This window comes from Cyanobium sp. Maggiore-St4-Cus (assembly GCF_024345615.1).
GTDB lineage: Bacteria > Cyanobacteriota > Cyanobacteriia > PCC-6307 > Cyanobiaceae > Cyanobium_A > Cyanobium_A usitatum.
In genome coordinates this window covers 1-16,584 of sequence record NZ_JAGQBL010000019.1, presented here as the reverse complement: position 1 = coordinate 16,584, position 16,584 = coordinate 1, and the positions used below count along the sequence as shown (strand labels likewise).

Annotated in this window: 15 protein-coding genes; 9 read left to right on the top strand and 6 right to left on the bottom strand. The window is 60.9% G+C overall.

The window, feature by feature from the left end; translation table 11 throughout:
• Positions 1-44 precede the first annotated feature (44 nt).
• Both KBY99_RS14015 and KBY99_RS14010 read left to right on the top strand, forming a co-directional pair.
• The gene (locus KBY99_RS14015; protein ID WP_254999673.1) at positions 45-1,235 is read left to right on the top strand and encodes a GNAT family N-acetyltransferase; all 1,191 of its coding nucleotides are present in this window, start codon (positions 45-47) and stop codon (positions 1,233-1,235) included.
• On the top strand, positions 1,228-1,611 hold the full coding sequence (locus KBY99_RS14010; RefSeq protein ID WP_254960842.1) for a DUF4346 domain-containing protein: 384 nt from the start codon (positions 1,228-1,230) through the stop codon (positions 1,609-1,611). Before KBY99_RS14015 ends, KBY99_RS14010 begins: the two co-directional genes overlap by 8 nt.
• A gap of 84 nt (positions 1,612-1,695) precedes the next feature.
• On the opposite strand, the gene KBY99_RS14005 is transcribed toward KBY99_RS14010, so the two are convergent.
• On the bottom strand, positions 1,696-3,303 hold the full coding sequence (locus KBY99_RS14005) for a B12-binding domain-containing radical SAM protein (protein ID WP_254999672.1): 1,608 nt from the start codon (positions 3,301-3,303) through the stop codon (positions 1,696-1,698).
• Between the two features lie 156 nt (positions 3,304-3,459).
• Here KBY99_RS14005 and KBY99_RS14000 point away from each other — a divergent pair, with 156 nt between their 5' ends.
• Positions 3,460-3,552 (top strand): cytochrome b6-f complex subunit 6, encoded by a 93-nt coding sequence (locus KBY99_RS14000; protein ID WP_106633090.1) that lies wholly within the window; start codon positions 3,460-3,462, stop codon positions 3,550-3,552.
• Here the strand turns inward: KBY99_RS14000 and KBY99_RS13995 are convergent.
• Both KBY99_RS13995 and rimO read right to left on the bottom strand, forming a co-directional pair.
• Entirely contained in the window at positions 3,545-4,762 is a 1,218-nt protein-coding gene (locus tag KBY99_RS13995) for an MFS transporter (protein WP_254999671.1), read from the bottom strand. The genes KBY99_RS14000 and KBY99_RS13995 overlap by 8 nt on opposite strands.
• Entirely contained in the window at positions 4,759-6,183 is a 1,425-nt protein-coding gene (rimO, locus tag KBY99_RS13990; protein WP_254999669.1) for a 30S ribosomal protein S12 methylthiotransferase RimO, read from the bottom strand. Before rimO ends, KBY99_RS13995 begins: the two co-directional genes overlap by 4 nt.
• Before the next feature lie 75 nt (positions 6,184-6,258).
• On the opposite strand from rimO, the gene KBY99_RS13985 reads away from it, so the two are divergent.
• Positions 6,259-7,185 (top strand): vitamin K epoxide reductase family protein, encoded by a 927-nt coding sequence (locus tag KBY99_RS13985; protein ID WP_254999668.1) that lies wholly within the window; start codon positions 6,259-6,261, stop codon positions 7,183-7,185.
• On the opposite strand, the gene nadB is transcribed toward KBY99_RS13985, so the two are convergent.
• From nadB to KBY99_RS13970, 3 genes are all read right to left on the bottom strand, one after another.
• Entirely contained in the window at positions 7,164-8,819 is a 1,656-nt protein-coding gene (gene nadB / locus KBY99_RS13980) for an L-aspartate oxidase (protein ID WP_254999667.1), read from the bottom strand. The two genes, KBY99_RS13985 and nadB, sit on opposite strands and share 22 nt — an antisense overlap.
• An 86-nt stretch (positions 8,820-8,905) precedes the next feature.
• Complete coding sequence (gene psbU, locus KBY99_RS13975; protein ID WP_254937849.1) at positions 8,906-9,283, bottom strand: photosystem II complex extrinsic protein PsbU; 378 nt, start codon at positions 9,281-9,283, stop codon at positions 8,906-8,908.
• Positions 9,284-9,394: 111 nt separating this feature from the next.
• Complete coding sequence (locus KBY99_RS13970; protein WP_254999666.1) at positions 9,395-10,012, bottom strand: DUF3120 domain-containing protein; 618 nt, start codon at positions 10,010-10,012, stop codon at positions 9,395-9,397.
• A gap of 213 nt (positions 10,013-10,225) precedes the next feature.
• Between KBY99_RS13970 and KBY99_RS13965 the strand changes: the two genes are divergently transcribed.
• The 5 genes from KBY99_RS13965 (at position 10,226) to KBY99_RS13945 (ending at position 16,466) form a co-directional block, all read left to right on the top strand.
• Positions 10,226-11,089 (top strand): undecaprenyl-diphosphate phosphatase, encoded by an 864-nt coding sequence (locus KBY99_RS13965; RefSeq protein ID WP_254999665.1) that lies wholly within the window; start codon positions 10,226-10,228, stop codon positions 11,087-11,089.
• Between the two features lie 22 nt (positions 11,090-11,111).
• The gene (locus tag KBY99_RS13960) at positions 11,112-12,515 is read left to right on the top strand and encodes a TIGR03279 family radical SAM protein (protein WP_254999664.1); all 1,404 of its coding nucleotides are present in this window, start codon (positions 11,112-11,114) and stop codon (positions 12,513-12,515) included.
• Positions 12,516-12,842: 327 nt separating this feature from the next.
• Positions 12,843-14,237, top strand: coding sequence for a TolC family protein (locus tag KBY99_RS13955; protein WP_315858000.1), 1,395 nt, complete (start codon positions 12,843-12,845; stop codon positions 14,235-14,237).
• Positions 14,238-14,244: 7 nt separating this feature from the next.
• Positions 14,245-15,660, top strand: coding sequence for a BCD family MFS transporter (locus tag KBY99_RS13950; protein WP_254999661.1), 1,416 nt, complete (start codon positions 14,245-14,247; stop codon positions 15,658-15,660).
• Positions 15,657-16,466, top strand: coding sequence for an inositol monophosphatase family protein (locus KBY99_RS13945; RefSeq protein ID WP_254999660.1), 810 nt, complete (start codon positions 15,657-15,659; stop codon positions 16,464-16,466). Before KBY99_RS13950 ends, KBY99_RS13945 begins: the two co-directional genes overlap by 4 nt.
• The last annotated feature ends 118 nt before the right edge of the window (positions 16,467-16,584 follow it).

Sequence of the window (16,584 nt, the reverse complement as noted above, 5' to 3'; positions counted from 1 at the left end):
GCAGCTGTAGTTAGTTTTGCCCCTTGCGAGCCCTTATTGCAGCTATGGCTGAGTTGCAGGCCCGCTGGCACCAAAGTCTGGCCGAGATTCCCGAAGCCCATTGGGATGATCTGCTGGCCGCGGCGCACCCCCAAGAGTTGCCCTTTTATCGCTGGCGCTGGCTGCAGCAGCTCGAGGCCAGCGGCAGCATTGCGCCGCGGGAGGGCTGGCAGGGCTGTCATCTAGGCCTGTGGCGCGGCGAGGTGTTGCTGGCGGTGGCTCCTCTCTATTTGAAGGGTCACAGCTACGGCGAATTTGTTTTCGACCAGAGTTTTGCCCAGCTCGCTGGCCAGTTGGGCCTGCGCTACTACCCAAAGCTGGTGGGCATGAGCCCGGTCAGCCCGGTGCAGGGCTACCGCTTCCTGATCGACCCCGCTGAGGACGAGGCGGAGTTAACCGCTTTGATGCTTGAGCTGATCGATGCGTTCTGCCGCCAGCACGCCATCCTTAGCTGCAATTTTCTTTATGTGGATCCAGGTTGGCAGCCGCTGGCTGAGGCGGCTGGCTGTGCTGCCTGGGTTAATCAGCAGAGCCAGTGGATCAACCCCGGCCATGGGGATTTCAATGCCTACCTGGCCAGCTTCAATGCCAACCAGCGCCGCAACATCAAGCGGGAGCGGCAGGCGGTGGCAGCCGCTGGCCTCACGGTTACGCCCCTGTTGGGTGAGGCAATCCCGCCGGCTTTAGTTGGGCGCATGTATGACTTTTATGCCCAGCACTGCAGTCGTTGGGGGGCCTGGGGCAGCAAATATTTGAGTGAATCCTTTTTTGCCGCCTTGGCTGCCGATCCGAAGCTGCGGCGCCACATAGTGCTCTTCAGTGCCCATCGCGGCGATCCCGGCGAGCCGGTGGCCATGTCCCTGTGCGTCCACGCCGGCGACCAGCTCTGGGGGCGCTACTGGGGCAGTGATGAGCAGATTGACTGTCTGCATTTTGAGGTCTGTTATTACGCTCCGATTGCCTGGGCAATCGAGCGCGGCATCCGCGCCTTTGATCCCGGCGCAGGCGGTAGCCACAAGCGCCGGCGTGGCTTCGTGGCCCAGCCCCGCGTCAGCCTGCATCGCTGGAGCGATCCACGTTTTGCTTCGATCCTGCAGCGCTGGTTGCCTGGGGCTAATGAGGAGATGGCCGAGCTGATGGCGGCCATGAATGCGGAGCTGCCTTTTACGGCTGCCTACGATCCACCGCATGCCTGAAGTACCTCCCAGCCGCCAACAGCTCGATGACCAGCTCTCCCAGCGGTTCATCGCCTTAGACCCAGCCGGCTACTTCCTAATTCGCATCGATCTCGAGGCGGCGGAGCTGGTGGTTGAGCACTACGGCAATGGCATCGATGAGCGGGGCTTAGCCACTGATCCCGATACCGGAGAGGTATTGAGCTGCCGTGGCGGCGGCGTTCGTGCGCCCTTGGCAGTTTTTCGGGGCTGCAGTGCCAAGCAACTGGGTATTGACCTGACCGAAGGTCCAGGCCCTCACCCGCTCACCTGCCTAGACCACGCCCTCTATCTAGGCAGGGAGCTTCAAAGAGCTCAAGCGTGCCTTGAACAAAGAATTGAATATATCCAAGATTGAATAAATAAATATTGAGTAAATCAGGGCTATAAATATTGATGCATCAATCCAGCCAAGTTAGTTGACTGGATTCAACTAACACCTTCAAGCCGGCTGTAGCTCGCGGCTCGGTTCAGCTGTGGCCTTTGGAGGATCGGGTGGCAGGGTGGCGAGCTGCTCTTCTATCTCGCGCCGCACGATTGCGCGGTATTCGAGGAAGTGTTCGTTGTGAGCCAGGATCGATATGAAGCCAATGAATCGCTTCGGGTTGTGGCGGTACATGCCATAAAGCGCTTTCCAGAAGCGCACCCTGGTGTTGCGCTTAAGGCCTTGGCGCCAAAGAACGATTCCTAAAGCGCGCAGGTCAACCCAGCTGGTCGGCTTGGGCGGACGGCTGCCAGGAACAACCAACTTCTTCCATTGTTGGGGTGGCAGTTTCAGGAAGTAGGAATAAACGCGATCGATGAAAGCGTTCGGCTCATAAAGGGCGCCGAAAGCATCTACATACTCATTGGCGATGTCGCGAATTGGCCGGGTGGGCTCGAAATTAAGCAGGTTGGTTTGGTTAACCCCTTTTGCAGCTGCCTTGCCTTCGATCAAGCGACCTTCTTTCTCGAGGCGATGCCAAAGGGCTGTGTTTGGAAGGGCCTGCAGCATGCCCATCATGGCGTGGGGGATGCCAGTGCGGGTCACGAACTCGACGATTCTGCCGCCCGCGCCCTCTTTCTCGCCGTCGAATCCGATGATGAAACCAGCCATCACCCGCAATCCGTAGGAGGTGATTTTGTCGACAGAATCCACTAGGGAGCTGCGGGTGTTTTGCAATTTACCGGCAGTTTCCAGGCTTGCTTCGTCGGGGGTCTCGATGCCGAGGAAGACGCTCTCAAAGCGGCATTCCACCATCATTTGCATGAGGTCATCGTCCGCCGCCAGATCCACTGAGGCTTCGGTGGCGAAGCTGAAGGGGAAGCCATGCTCAATTTGCCATTGGCGCAAAAGCGGCAACAGCAATTTGACATTGCGCTTGTTGCCGATGAAGTTGTCATCTACTAGGAACACCGACCGGCGCCAGCCCAAGTCGTAGAGGCACTGCAGTTCGGCAATTAGCTGCTCAGGGTTCTTGGTGCGAGGTTTGCGCCCATACAGCACAATTATGTCGCAGAACTCGCACTGGAACGGGCAGCCTCGAGAGAATTGTACCGACATCTCTGAGTAGGCGTCCAGCTCTAGTAGGTCAAAGCGTGGAATCGGCGTTCCGGTTACATCTGGCTTGACGCCATCAGAGCTAAACCGGCCATGGCTGTCACCCCGCTCAATGGCTTCGATGAACATCGGCAGGGTGATTTCACCCTCGTCGAGGATCTTGTAATCCGCCAGGTCGAGCTCGGGCGCGTCTGGGGTGGAACTGGCAAAAGGACCTCCCACGGCGACGGGGATGCCGCGCTGCTTGGCCTTGCCGATCTGAGTGGCCATATCGGCCTTCTGGACGATCATCCCGGAGATCACCACCAGCTCGGCCCAGTCCCACTCGGCTTCGCTGACCTCGCGCACGTTGCGGTCAACCAGCTTCATTTCCCATGACTGGGGCAGCAGGGCGGCAACTGTGACCAATCCCAAGGGCGGTAGAAGCACCTTGCGATCGATCAACTCGAGGATTTTTTCGTAGCTCCAGAAGGTTTTCGGGAACTCTGGGTAGACGAAGAGAGTGCGCATGCAAACAGCCGAGCTGGGTTGATGACCGGGGAAAACCAGGGCGCTTTTTCTGCGCTGCTATGCGGTGTTAATGAATGAAAGCTTAGGAGGTCTGCGGAAGTGCTGAAGCCTGCGGGCTTTCTGCTGTAATGGCCTCACCTTCAATGATGGCCTGCCATGGCTGCTGCGATTTACCTGGGTTTGTTTGGTGGTGGGCTTGCCGTTGCCATTGCCGCATCGATCGTGCTGCGCGGCATCAAACTCATCTGAGTTTGAGTCTCAGGCCCCTGCGGCTGATCAGCTCCTGTAGGCCCAAGACGAAGCCAGCGGCCCCAAGCACGGCAAAGGTGCCCTGCAACCCGAGCGTCAGGCTCATGGCAGCTGCCAGTAGGCCACTGAGGCCGCCCCCACCTAGGAAGGCAATCTGGCCTAGGCCGGCCATGCGCCCCCGGATGGCCATTGAAGAACCCACCTGGCTGATCAAATTGACCCCTGCCAGCAGGCTGGCGGTGCCAGCCCCGAGGGCGAAGGTAGCCGCCAGACCTATTCCCAGCGTGTCTGGGCTGCTGAAAGCGGCCATGGCCAGTTGGGCTGCTGCGGTGATCAGGGTGCAGCTTCCAAGCAGCAGGCCGGGCCGCTGGCTCAACCAGCGACTGTGACGCTGAAGTACCAGGCCGCCGCTGATGCTTCCTGCCGCCAACACACTGGTGAATAGGCCAAGGGCCTGGGGGGAGGGGCCCAGCAAATCCCGGGCCATCAACGGGGCTAGGCCTGGGTGGAAAAAGCCCAGTAAACAAGCCAGTGCCGTGTAGATCAGCACATGCCGCAGCACTGGACCACTGCCGCGCCAGGCGGCTCTGAGCCCACTGCTGGCGCCAGCCACGCTGCGCTGCTCCAGTCCCCTATTGGGGTGGAGCAGCCACAGCACTGAGGCGATGGGGATCAAGTAAGTGGCGGCATCGATCGCCAGGGCCGTGCCCGCGCCGGTCCAGGCCAGCAGCCAGCCCCCTATGGGAGGCCCCACCAGCTTGCCTACGTTGAAAACCACCGAAAAGCTGGTGAGGTACGGAGCCAGTTGCTGGGGATCCTCCACCAGTAGGGCGCAATATTTGTTGCGGGCCGTGAGTTCGTAGGAACTGGCGATGCCTACCAGCAGGGTGCTCAGTAGCAACAGGACAACCTGCAGGTCGCCATTGCTCAGGGGTATGGCAACGGCTCCCAGGATGCCTGCTGCGAAAAGTCCCCACTGGGAGCGGATCAGTACGGCTTCGCAGCCCAGCTTGTCGGTTGCAACACCTGCTGGCCCACTCACCAGCAGGGCGGGTAGGGCCAGCACCGCGAAATGGAGGGCTAGCACCAGGGCATTGCCGCTGCCATCCATCAGGATCCAGCCCTTAGCCGTGAGGCCTGCGAAGGATCCAGCTGTGCTCAGTCCTGAGGCAACCAGAAAGGTGGTGCGTTGATGCGCCCGCCAGTTCAAGCGCCCAGGCGGCGGACGTCAACGGCCTCAGCCACCATCGCCTTGGCGCCCACTACCTCGCCGATCAGGTCGTAGGTGTCGGCAGCAGTGATGCGCACCGGCACCATGGTGCCTGGTGCTGCGCAAAGTCCGCCCTCGCCTGGATGCACCCGCACTTCGCCATCCACCTCGGGGGCGAAGCGGGCGCAGCGGCCGAGCATCTCACCGCTGCTGGGGTTCTCCTGCTCGATCAGCACATCCACGATCCGGCCCACCCAAGCGGCGTTGCGGGCGGCGGCGATCGGCTGCTGTAGGGCCATCAGGCGATCCTTGCGCTCTGCTGCCACCTCGGCGGGCACCTGGTCCGGCAGGTCGGCGGCGGGGGTGCCCTCCTCCGGTGAAAAGGTGAACACGCCCACGTGGTCGAACTGCTGCTCGGTCACGAAATCGAGCAGGTGCTGGAAGTGCTCTTCGGTCTCGCCAGGAAAGCCCACGATGAAGGTGGTGCGCAGCACCGACTCGGGCAGCTGTTCGCGGATCCGCCTCAGCACGCCGCCGGTTACATCCGCTTGCCAGGGGCGGTTCATTGCGCGCAGCACCTCGGGGTGGCTGTGTTGCAAAGGCAGATCTAGATAGGGCAACACGTTGGCCACCTCGCGGTAGGCCGTAAGCACTGCCTCGGTGAGTCCGGTGGGGTAGGCGTAGTGAACGCGGATCCAGGGGATTTCCACCTCCCCAAGGGCCCGCAGCAGCTCCGCCAGCTGGGGCTTGCCGGCTAGATCGAGGCCGTAATTGGTGGTGATTTGGCTGATCAACACCAACTCCCTCACCCCCTGAGTCGCTAGCTGCTTCGCTTCAGCCACGATGCTCTCGATCGGACGGGAGCGCTGATCGCCGCGCAGGTGGGGAATGATGCAGAAAGCACAGCGGTAGTCACAGCCCTCGGCCACCTTCAGGTAGGCCACGGCTTCGCTGGTGGTGCGGTAGCGGGGCAGGTGCTCGTCGCCGACGAAGGTGGGGTTGGCGCTCACCTGATTGACCCGCTCGCCGGCCTCCACCCGCTCCAGCACGCTGACGATGTGTTGGTAGTCGCCGGTGCCCACGATCGCCTTGGCTTCGGGGAGGCTTTCGAGCAGCTCCTCCTGAAAGTGCTGGGCCAGGCAGCCCGCGATGATGAGTTCCTTGCCCTGTTCGGCTAGCTCCACCAGGGTGCGCACCGACTCCTCGCGTGCTTCCTGGATGAAGCTGCAGGTGTTCACAACCACCAAAGTGGCGTCGCTTTCATCGGCACTGACGCCGTAGCCAGCCTCGGCTAGCAGACCCAGCATGTGCTCGGTGTCCACGCGGTTTTTTTCGCAGCCCAAGTGGGCAAATGCCACGGTGGGCTTGGCTGCAGGAGCGTGGGTTTCCTGGGTCACAGTTTTGCCAGGGCAGGGGTTCACCCTAGTTGCACGCTGACGGCACCCTGAAACCCTGGGTTGCGCCTGCCACAATCAGGCCAGCCTGGGCTAAGACCCGTGACCTCAACCCGCCTCAGCCAGCGCCTTAGCTCCAGCCGGCGTCGTAGTGATCCGGCCCGCCGCTGGGCGCGGGTGGCAATGGCTGTGTTGGCCACCATCGGCGCCATCGATACCGGCGCCATCACCCTGAAGCGTTGGGGTCTGCTGGGTCCGCTGAGTTGCCCTGGCGGAGCAGAGGGCTGCGACAAGGTGCTGAACAGCGCCTGGGGCAGCATCTTTGGCCAGCCCCTGTCTTTGTTTGGCTGGCTGGCCTACGGGGCGGTTTTGTTGCTTGCTGTGCTGCCGCTGGTGCTGCGCGGCGACTCGAGAGCGGCCCTTGCCCAGCGCAGTTGGTGGGCCCTATTGCTGCTGAGCACGGGCATGGCTGTTTTCAGCCTGTTGTTGATGGGGGTGATGGTTCTCAAGATTCAGGCCTTCTGTTTCTTCTGCGTGCTCTCAGCGACTCTCAGCCTGAGCCTGTTAGTGATCAGCCTCGTTGGTGGGGAGTGGGAAGACCGGGGCCAGCTGGTGTTCAGGGCCGTGATCGTGGCCTTGTTGGTAGGCATGCTGGGCCTGGGCTGGGCGGCTTCTGTGGATCGCCCCGCAGCGGTGCGGGGGGCAGGGGTCCCTCCCCTAGTTGTGGCCACCAGTAGTCCAGAAGCGATTGCCCTGGCAGAGCATCTCAGTAGCACCGGCGCGGTGATGTACACGGCCTACTGGTGCCCCCATTGCCATGAGCAGAAGGAGCTGTTCGGCAAGGAAGCCAGCGCCAAGTTGGGCCTGGTTGAGTGCGCTGCCGATGGCCAAAACAGCCAGAAGTCACTGTGCGACACCAAGGCAATTGAGGGCTTCCCCACCTGGGAGATCAACGGAAAGCTCGATTCAGGGGTTAAGTCCCTAGCTGATCTCGCCCGGCTATCCGGTTACGCCGGCCCAGTGCCCTGAACAGCAGCGGTGCTGGGGGGCAGGTGCCGCTGTTGATCGGTGTGGCGCTGCCAAAAAGGCTGGGCGTGGGGCGAATCTGTGCGGTGGTGTCCGCCCCGGCTCTCGGTGCGGAACAGGGCAGCTTCGATTAGCAGCTCGGTCAGCACCAGCCGTTGCTGCAGTTCCTGCAGCCGCCGCAGTGCGGGCACCGCCGCCGGCTCGAATTGGACGCTCTGGCCCGGCTCCACGATTTGTAGCTGCCGCCAGGCTTGGCTTGCTTCGAGCTGCCGGCGCTGGCCCCGCAGTTGCTGTAGGGCAGGCCCCAGGGTGTAGCCATTGCGCTCCACACCCGCCACCTGCCAGCAAAGATCCCGCAGGGCGTTGATCTGGGCCTCCAGGCTCTCTTTTGGGGGCAAGGGCAGCTTGGTTGTGGTGATTAGCTCCTCTGGGTCGGCCGCGGTTGGCCTGCCCGGCGCCAGCTCGATTGTGCGCAGCTGGCGGGCAAACACCAGGCACTCCATCAGGGAGTTGCTGGCTAGCCGGTTGGCCCCGTGCACGCCCGTGCAGGCCACTTCGCCTACGGCATACAGGCCAGGCACGCTGGTGGCGGCTTGGAGATCAGTCCAAATGCCGCCCATCCAGTAGTGGGCGGCCGGGGCCACTGGGATCGCCTCCCGGGTGGGTTCCAGCCCGAGTTCACGGCAACGCCCCAAGATCGTGGGGAACTGGCGCTCCAGGCGCGCCAGTCCCACAGGCCGCAAATCCAGCCACAGATGGTCTACGTCTAGGGCCTGCATCCTTCTGGCCAGGGCGCGACTCACCGCATCCCTTGGGGCGAGATCTGCCCCCGGCAGCTGCGCCACCGGGCTGGCTCCCGAATCTTCCACCAGGCGTGCGCCTTCTCCGCGCACCGCCTCCGAAATCAGGAAGTGGGGTGCACCCGGCAGCATGAGGGCCGTGGGATGAAACTGCACAAACTCCAGATCGCGCAGTTTTGCGCCGGCTTGCCAGGCCATCACTACCCCGTCGCCGCTCGCCAGGCTGGGGTTGGTGGTGTGGGCGAAAAGGTGGCCTCCACCACCAGTGGCTAGGACCACCGCCCGGGCTGTAAGCCAGTGGAGGCGGTTCTCCTCGAGCACGGCCAGGCCCACACAGCGGCCCTGCTCCAACCAGAGTTGCCAGGCCACAACGCCCTTGCGCTGTTCTAGCCGGGGCCGAAGCAGAACCTCCCGTTCCAGGGCTTCCACCAGGGCGCCGCCGGTGCGGTCCTGGGCATGCAGAACCCTCCGGTGGCTGTGGGCGGCTTCCAGGGTTGTGCTCAGATTTTTGCCGTCGCGGTCGAAGGCCATGCCCAGCTCCAGCAGGCGCTCTACGCAGGCTGGAGCGTCATGCACCAGTCGCTCCACGGCCGCCAGATCGCACAGTCCAGCCCCTGCCACCAGGGTGTCGTCGATGTGGCTCTGGAAGCTGTCGTTGGGTCTTGTTACTGCGGCTATGCCTCCCTGGGCCCAGCGGCTGGCGGATCGTGGCGTGCTGCTGGGATCACTGTCCTTGCTTAGCAACAGCACGTGCAGATGGCTGGGCAGCTCCAGGCAGGCCATGAGCCCGGCTGCTCCACTGCCAACTACCACCACATCCCAGGACTGCTCTGCCATGCCGGCTGAAGACATCCGACAAAGGTCGGCACTAAAAAAGCCGCCGGAAGGCCCCGACGGCTTTCAAGAGAATCGAATTTTAAGCCTCAGCGGTACTGGCCATCGTTGATGCGGTCGTCGCCTTCGTTGAGGGCTATGACTGCATCAGTGACGGTGAAGTTGTCCTTGTACTTGTTGAACAGCTCCTTTTGGCGATCGGTCAGATCGAGGTTCAGCACATCGTCAACGCTGGCATAGGGGCCTCCCAGGACGATTTTGCCGGCCAGGGTCGGATACATGCCTGGGTAATCCTGGAACCGGCGCACAGAGCAGTTGTTGAGGTCCACCTTGCCGGCTCGCTCGGCGATTTTGTCGTCGGCTTGGTTACGACGATCGGCTGCGTAAGCCGGGGGTGGAATCAGCAACGTGATCAAGAGGCCGGCCAGCACAACCCCACTAATCAGCCAGGCAACCAGCCGTTTCATCACGACACTCCGTTGAACTACGGGAAGGGAGGCGACATCGGTCACCGGGAGTCCAACGTTACAGAGCCATGCCGGAATCTCTACCTGTAACCCTCCAGGATTTGCAGTTCTTCAGATCAGGCCGCTGAGGCTCGGTGCCCCAAGAGAGGCCAGCAGGAAAAGGGCGTCTACCGCCAGGGTTGTGGCCAAGGCTGCACTTGTTATGCGTCCCACCTCGCCCAAACCCCAGAGCCAGCGGCAGGCTTGAACCAGCACCGCAGCGCACAGCACAACCAACACAAGGCTTTGGGGTGCGAGCACCTGCTGGGCTGCAGCTTGCAGGAGCAGGGGTGCTTCGGTGCTGGCCGCATTGAGGATCTGGGGCCAGGAGGGCATCAGCCCGGTGCCGGCTATGGCTGCATCAGTGGCTGCCGTACCAAGCAGGGACCCCAAGTAGAAACCGCAGGCCAATTTCCAGCGGCTCTGCAGTCCAGTCAGAGCTAGAGGCAGGGCAAAGGCCTCGATGGGCAGGTGCCACACCGGATGGAGCCGGCACCACCCCCAAAAAAGGCTGCCTGCCAACCAGCTGCCGCAGAAACCAACAAGCAATTCCCCGGCTCGACTAGCTCGGGGATTGGGGTGCTGACTCAGAGCTAGCGCCAGGCCAAGGAGGGGCACCGTGAACAGAGCCGCACTGAATGGTGCAAGCCGCACCCAAGGGGCCTGCAGGAAAACTGGCAGGGTGACCAAAATCCCGCTGACCAGGCTCAGCCCAGGGTTGCGGCACGCCTGCAGCAACGCACGCAGCGAAGGAATGGCCGGAAGACCTGCCGGGGCTATTGCGCTGGGAGGGGCCCCGACCACCAAAATTGTGAAGAAAGATGCGCAACCTTAAGGGTTCAAGCGGGGAGCCGCGCCATAGGGTCGTTGCAGCTCGTGTTGCACGCGATGTTGTCCGCTGCCATGCCGAACCTGCCTTTTGCGGTGATCGGTTTCTGGGAAGCCTGCTTTCGATCCCTGGTGTTGGGGGTTTTGCAGGGGCTGACGGAGTTTTTGCCGATCAGCAGCACCGCCCACCTCAAGGTGGTGCCGGTCTTGCTCGGCTGGGGTGACCCGGGGGTGGCGGTCACGGCGGTGATTCAGCTGGGCAGCATCGCGGCGGTGTTGGCTTATTTCCGCTCAGACCTGGCTGAAGTGATCAGGGGTGTGGGCCGGGCCTGCCGTCACGGTCAGTGGGGCGACCCCTCCGCTCGCATGGGTGTCGCCATTGCCCTGGGCACTTTGCCGATTGTTTTTGCTGGTTTGGCTTTGAAGCTTTGGGTGCCCGATTACGACAACTCGCCGCTGCGCAGCATGGCCTCGATCGCGGTCGTGTCGATCGTGATGGCCCTGTTACTGGCTCTGGCTGAGCTGGTGGGTAGCCGTCGCCGCGAGCTGGTTGATGTGCGGCCCCGCGATGGCGTCTGGGTCGGCCTGGCTCAAGCCCTGGCTCTGGTGCCAGGCGTTTCCCGCTCGGGGAGCACCCTCACTGCCGCTTTGTTTGACAGCTGGCAGCGCCCGGCCGCCGCCCGCTTCTCCTTTTTGTTGGGCATTCCGGCAATCACCCTGGCGGGGCTGGTATCCCTAAAGGAGGCATTCAGTGCTCCAGCTGGTGGTGGCGCCGTGCCCTTGCTTGTGGGAATCGTTGCCGCTGCGGTGGTGTCCTGGTTGGCGATCGCCTGGTTGCTGCGCTTTCTGCAAACGAACAGCACCTGGGTATTTGTCGCCTATCGCCTGGTCTTCGGGGTAGGCATATTGATTTGGCTTGGCGCCAGGATGGGAGTCTGAATCCTTAGTAGTCCCTAACGTCGTGTGGAATGAGCCCTCTGCGGGGATTGCCCTAGCTGCCCTCGATAGCAGCTCGCCAGGGGCGGTGCGCTTGCCGGCCCCTGCCGTGGTTGCCTCGGTGGAGCCTGGTTCGATCGCTGAGGAGTTGGGCTTTCAGCCGGGCGACCGCCTGCTCAGCATCAATGGCAAGCGTCCACGGGATCTGATCGATGTTCAGTTGTTGGTGGGAGAGGAAGAGCTCACCTTGGAAGTTGAAGATCCGGACGGATCCCTGCATACGGTTGAGTTGGAGAAGGATCTCGATGAGGGCTTGGGCCTGGGATTCACCGAAGCTTTGTTCGATGGCCTCAAGCAGTGCAACAACGCCTGTCCGTTCTGCTTCATCGACCAGCAGCCACCGGGTCGCCGCAGCAGTCTCTACCTCAAAGATGATGATTACCGGCTCAGTTTTCTTTACGGCTCCTACCTAACACTCACCAACCTCACCGCCGCTGATTGGCAGCGGATAGAGGAACAGCGGCTTTCGCCCTTGTTCGTTTCCGTCCATGCCACCGAGCCTGAGCTGCGCAGCCGTTTGCTGGTCAATCCTCGGGCCGCTCTGCTGCTGGATCAGCTTGGCTGGTTCGCCCAGCGCGATTTGCAGATCCACGCCCAGGTGGTGGTTTGCCCTGGTATCAACGATGGCCCGGCCCTACTGCGCACCTTGCAGGATTTGGCCCAATTTGGCGCCGGCGATTGGCCCGCGGTGCTCTCCGTGGCAGTGGTGCCCGTGGGGCTTACCCGTTTTCGTCCCGATGGGGATGCCCTCGTACCCGTAGATCGCCAGTCTGCCCGCCAGGTAATCGCCTTGGTGGAGCCCTTGCAGCAGGGCTTTCAGCGAGATCTGGGCAGTCGTTTCGTTTGGTTGTCCGATGAGTGGTATTTGATGGCGGGGCTGCCGCTTCCCCCCCGGGCAGATTACGAGGATCTACCCCAGCAGGAAAACGGCGTCGGCAGCATTCGCGCCTTTATCGAGGCGCTTGAGCTCGCTACCCGGAAGCTGCCCAAGGCCCTGGCCAGGCCGCGGCGGCTGAGCTGGGTGGTGGGCCAGCTGGTGGCCGAAGCTCTCGAGCCCGTGGTGGTCAGGCTCAATGCGGTTGAGGGGCTTGACTTGATTTTGCATGGCTTGCCCAGCCCTTACTGGGGGCAGGAGCAGGTGGTTACGGGCCTGCTGACCGGTTCTGATCTGCTTACCGGCTTGGCTGGCTTGGATTTGGGCGAGGCCTTGCTGCTGCCAGCGGTAATGCTGCGCCAGGGCGAACCGGTATTCCTCGACGACCTCAGCCTGGCTGAGGTCGAGGCCCAGCTGCCGGTGCCTGTGCAGCTGCTGAAGGGTGCAGACGACCTTGTGGCCTCATGTTTAAGCAAGTTTCCATTAACTCCTTAAGATGGACGGGATTAGGCTGTTGGCGTGCTCAATTTCACTTCCCGCTTAGCTCTGCTTTGCCTGCTGGGTACCCCTTTTCTGGCCTTTGCAGCCCAAGCTCAGGACAAGCCAGAGCCTGCTGCTTCCCAGGCGGATTTGATTTTGCCCATGTCTTCACCGTTGCCACTGGCGCCTGAAGCGCTGCGTCGCGACTCGACTACAAAGTTGCGGGGCTATCGGCCACGCCTAAACCCAACCCTTGTGACTCCGGCAGCCACCAAGCTGGCTCCTGGGCTTGAGAATCTGCCCGCACCCGCCTCCTTGGCGCTGCCGGTTAAGCCAGAGCAAGTGCGAATAACAGAGTTGCGCCCCCTTGGTTTAGTTGAAGTAGAAAACCTTGCCGAGGTCAACAACCCCAATCTCAAGGCGATTGCCAGCCAGGTAGATCAGGCGCAGAGTAATTTACGTGCCCAGATCTCACAGTGGTATCCCAGCCTAAATCTTGAGGCAGCCTCTGCTCCCGCTTACACTACTGGACAGGCAAGGTCTGTTGCTGCCAACGGCAACGTTGTTAATTCTGCAACAGACCGCTGGAGTTTTGGCGCTGCCCTCACGGCCCAGTGGTCTCTGATTAATCCTCAGCGGGTGCCGACAATCGCAGCGGCGCGGGATCAATTTGAGAAGACCAAGTTCCAATATGTAATTGCTCTACGGGATCTGCGCCTGCAGACAGCTTCTGCATATTTTGATCTCCAGCAGTCGGACGATCAAGTTCGTATTGGTCAGGAGTCAGTGCGGGCTTCGATAGTTAGCTTGCGTGATTCCAAGGCTCGTTTTCAGGCTGGCGTGGCTACAAAGTTAGAGGTGCTTGAAGCTGAAACCCAGCTTTCCCGCGATCAGCAGCTCTTAACAAATTCCCTGGCAGCCCAGGCAATTGCTAGGCGTTCATTGGCAGCGCTGTTGGATCTTCCCCAAAACGTAACCCCAACCGCTAAAGATCCGGCAACGGTGTTTGGTGTCTGGCAGCCTTCGTTGCAAGAAAGCATTGTTGCGGCTTATACCTTCCGCGAAGAGTTGGATCAGGCCTTGCTTGATATCTCAATCGCTAATAGCCAAGCCAACGCAGCCTTGGGTGCTATTCAGCCTTTCCTAAATATATTTGCCGCATTCTCTGGCAATGTTTTTGATGGAAATGATCCAGTTATCGTGGCCCAGCCGGGCGCGGAGGGCAGCAACTACGACACTGCCATTGGCGTCAACCTGAGCTGGCGTATTTTTGACGGTGGAGCGGCTATGGCCCAATCTCGGCAAAACAAGCAGCTTGCCCAAGAAAATTCCTTTCGCTTCGCCCAGCGCCGAGACGGCATTCGTCAGGAAGTGGAGACAAGTTTCTATGAGCTTGAGAAAAATAATCGCAACATTGTGACTACTTCTAGGGAGGTGATTTCAGCTCGCGAATCCTTGCGGCTAGCTCGTCTGCGCTTCCAGGCTGGTGTTACAACCCAGCGAGAGGTGGTGGACAACCAGCGAGATCTCACCCAGGCAGAGGTGCGCTATTCCAATTCAATCACTGACTACAACAAGCGTCTGGCTGAGTTGCGTCGCCGAACTGGCCTAGATCAAGTGGCTGGTTGCACGCCCCAGTCCCTACCGGCAGTCAAGCCTGCCGGCGCTTCAGATGTTCCCATCGAACCCACACCCCTAATTCCTGCCTGTCAGGCAGCTGCCCAGGGAGCAGTCTGACGCCGTGGTGGCGTCATCCTTTGATCAACAGCCTTCACTTGGGCTGCCCAACACCCTGCGATTGGGTTTGTTCCAGGGTTGTTTGGGCTGCCTAGCCGTCATCTTCGCGGGCCTGCTCAACAGGGTCATGCTTAGCGAGCTTGAGTTCCCCGGCCTACTTGTTGGAGGGGCGCTTGCATTTGAACAGTTTGTTGCTCCCTCCAGGGTGTTGTTCGGCCAAATTTCAGATGCCCATCCCTGGGCGGGGCGTCACCGGCTTCCATATATATGGCTGGGTACTGCCCTGTTTTGTGGCTTGGCGGTGCTGTCCGTTCCCCTGATCTTTCATGTGGGTCGCTTGCTTGAAGCTGCTTCCCAGCCTGAACTGGCATTGGGAATCGCGGCGCTTTGCGGGCTGTTTGCTCTTTATGGCCTGGCGATTTCCCTCGCCACCACCCCCTATCTCGCCCTCGTAATTGATCGCACCAGCGAGGCTGAGCGGCCCCGGGCGGTGGGCTTGATTTGGTGTCTGCTCACTGTGGGCATTGTGATTGGGGCAATCTCGATCAATCTGAGCTTGCGCAGTCTTGATGGCATCACCGATCCTGCCCTTTTGGAGCCTGTATTGCTTGGCTTCATGGGCCGGGTGGCCGCAGTGGTGCTTGTGCTCACCGTTGTTGCCACCGTTGGGCTCGAACCCAGCAACAAGCAACTTGACTTGCCTGCGGGCGGGCAGCGCCGGGAGGATTCCATCACCCTCGCCCAGGCCTGGGCACTTGTCAGCTCAAGCCGTCAGGTCCTGGTTTTTTTCTCCTTTCTTGTGCTGTTCACCCTCGGCTTGTTTCTACAGGACCCCATTCTTGAGAGCTACGCAGCAGACGTGTTTGGCATGCCGATTGCAGCCACGGCATCCCTGAACGCCATCTGGGGTATGGGAACTTTGACGGGCTTGCTGCTTGCTGGGCTGTGGATCGTGCCCAGGCTCGGCAAGTTGGCAACTGCGCGACTGGGTTGCCAGCTGATCTTGGTCAGCCTGGTGTGTTTGGCATTAGCTGGTGTGGAGCCCCGTGTGCCGGTGCTGCAGGTAGTCATGCTCATGTTTGGCTTGGCGGCGGGCATTGGGACCAACAGCGCCCTTGTGCTGATGCTTGATCTCACCTTGCCGGAGGCTGCTGGCACCTTTGTAGGGGTCTGGGGTCTGGCCCAGGCCTTATCAAGGGCCTTAGGGAAACTTCTCGGTGGTGGACTTCTTGATCTAGCTCGTTCTCTCCAGCAGGCTTTCGAGCTTGCCCCGTCTGTTTATTTCCCCTACGCCCTGGTTTTAAGCGTGGAGGTGCTGGTTGCTTTTGGTGCCCTGGTGTTGCTGAGGCGCGTCAACCTGCGCCAATTCAGGGAGGATACGGGTCGCAGCCTCAGCAAGGTGTTGGCCCTAGACCTCGGATGAACCAAGAACCCTCAGTGCTTTACCCCTCAGATCTCAATCCAGGCCTGGTTGACCTGATTGATCTTGTGGCTGACCGGCAGCGGGCCGATTTCGGTCATATGGCCTCCGATCTCAAATCAGACGGCAGCCTTATCACGGCCTGTGATCGCTGGAGTGATGCGACCCTGGTTGAAGGATTGGCTCGCTTGTTTCCCGGTGAAGGGGTGCTGAGCGAGGAAGGCGATAAAACAGTGCCTAAGACCTCTGCTTATTGGGTGGTTGATCCCCTGGATGGCACCACTAATTTTGCGGCTGGGATTCCCTACTGGGCCATTTCCATAGCGCGTTTTGAGGCTGGTCGTCCCGTGCTTGCCGTGCTGGATGTGCCACCACTGCGGCAGCGGATCGTGGCGATACGCGGTCAGGGCGCCTGGCGCAATGGTCGCCTCCTGCTGGCTCCCTCCGGGCAGAGCCACCCTGCTGGCTGCGCTTCCTTGTGTAGCCGTTCGATAGGAGTGCTGCAAAAGCTGCCCAATCAACGCTTCCCTGGGAAAATCCGTTTACTTGGGGTGGCAAGCCTCAATCTTGTCAGTGTGGCGATGGGGCAAACGATCTCAGCCCTTGAGGCCACTCCCAAAATCTGGGATCTGGCAGCAGCGTGGTTGGTGCTCAGCGAGTTGGACTGCCCGATTCGTTGGCTGGTGCGATCACCGGAATCGATCGATGCTGGTTCCGATCTGTCTGCAGCCGATTTCCCTGTGCTGGCGGCCGATCGGCCGGAAACCTTGGCCCGCTTCATGCCCTGGGCCGATGCGCTGGTGGCCTGATTCTTGCCAGAAGGTCGTAGGAGGTGATATGTTTTTGGACTGCGCGCAAGGGGGAAGATCCCGAAGCGAGCAGGCTTACGACGAAGAAGGCGAGAGCCGACGGTGTTGTAAGTTTTCT

Bases quoted from the DNA above. Each gene is read 5' to 3' on its own strand.
- KBY99_RS14015 (WP_254999673.1), top strand. From the start codon at position 45: ATGGCTGAGTTGCAGGCCCGCTGGCACCAAAGTCTGGCCGAGATTCCC.
- KBY99_RS14010 (WP_254960842.1), top strand. From the start codon at position 1,228: ATGCCTGAAGTACCTCCCAGCCGCCAACAGCTCGATGACCAGCTCTCC.
- KBY99_RS14005 (WP_254999672.1), bottom strand. From the start codon at position 3,303: ATGCGCACTCTCTTCGTCTACCCAGAGTTCCCGAAAACCTTCTGGAGC.
- KBY99_RS14000 (WP_106633090.1), top strand. From the start codon at position 3,460: ATGGCTGCTGCGATTTACCTGGGTTTGTTTGGTGGTGGGCTTGCCGTT.
- nadB (WP_254999667.1), bottom strand. From the start codon at position 8,819: ATGGCAGAGCAGTCCTGGGATGTGGTGGTAGTTGGCAGTGGAGCAGCC.
- psbU (WP_254937849.1), bottom strand. From the start codon at position 9,283: ATGAAACGGCTGGTTGCCTGGCTGATTAGTGGGGTTGTGCTGGCCGGC.
- KBY99_RS13965 (WP_254999665.1), top strand. From the start codon at position 10,226: ATGCCGAACCTGCCTTTTGCGGTGATCGGTTTCTGGGAAGCCTGCTTT.
- KBY99_RS13945 (WP_254999660.1), top strand. From the start codon at position 15,657: ATGAACCAAGAACCCTCAGTGCTTTACCCCTCAGATCTCAATCCAGGC.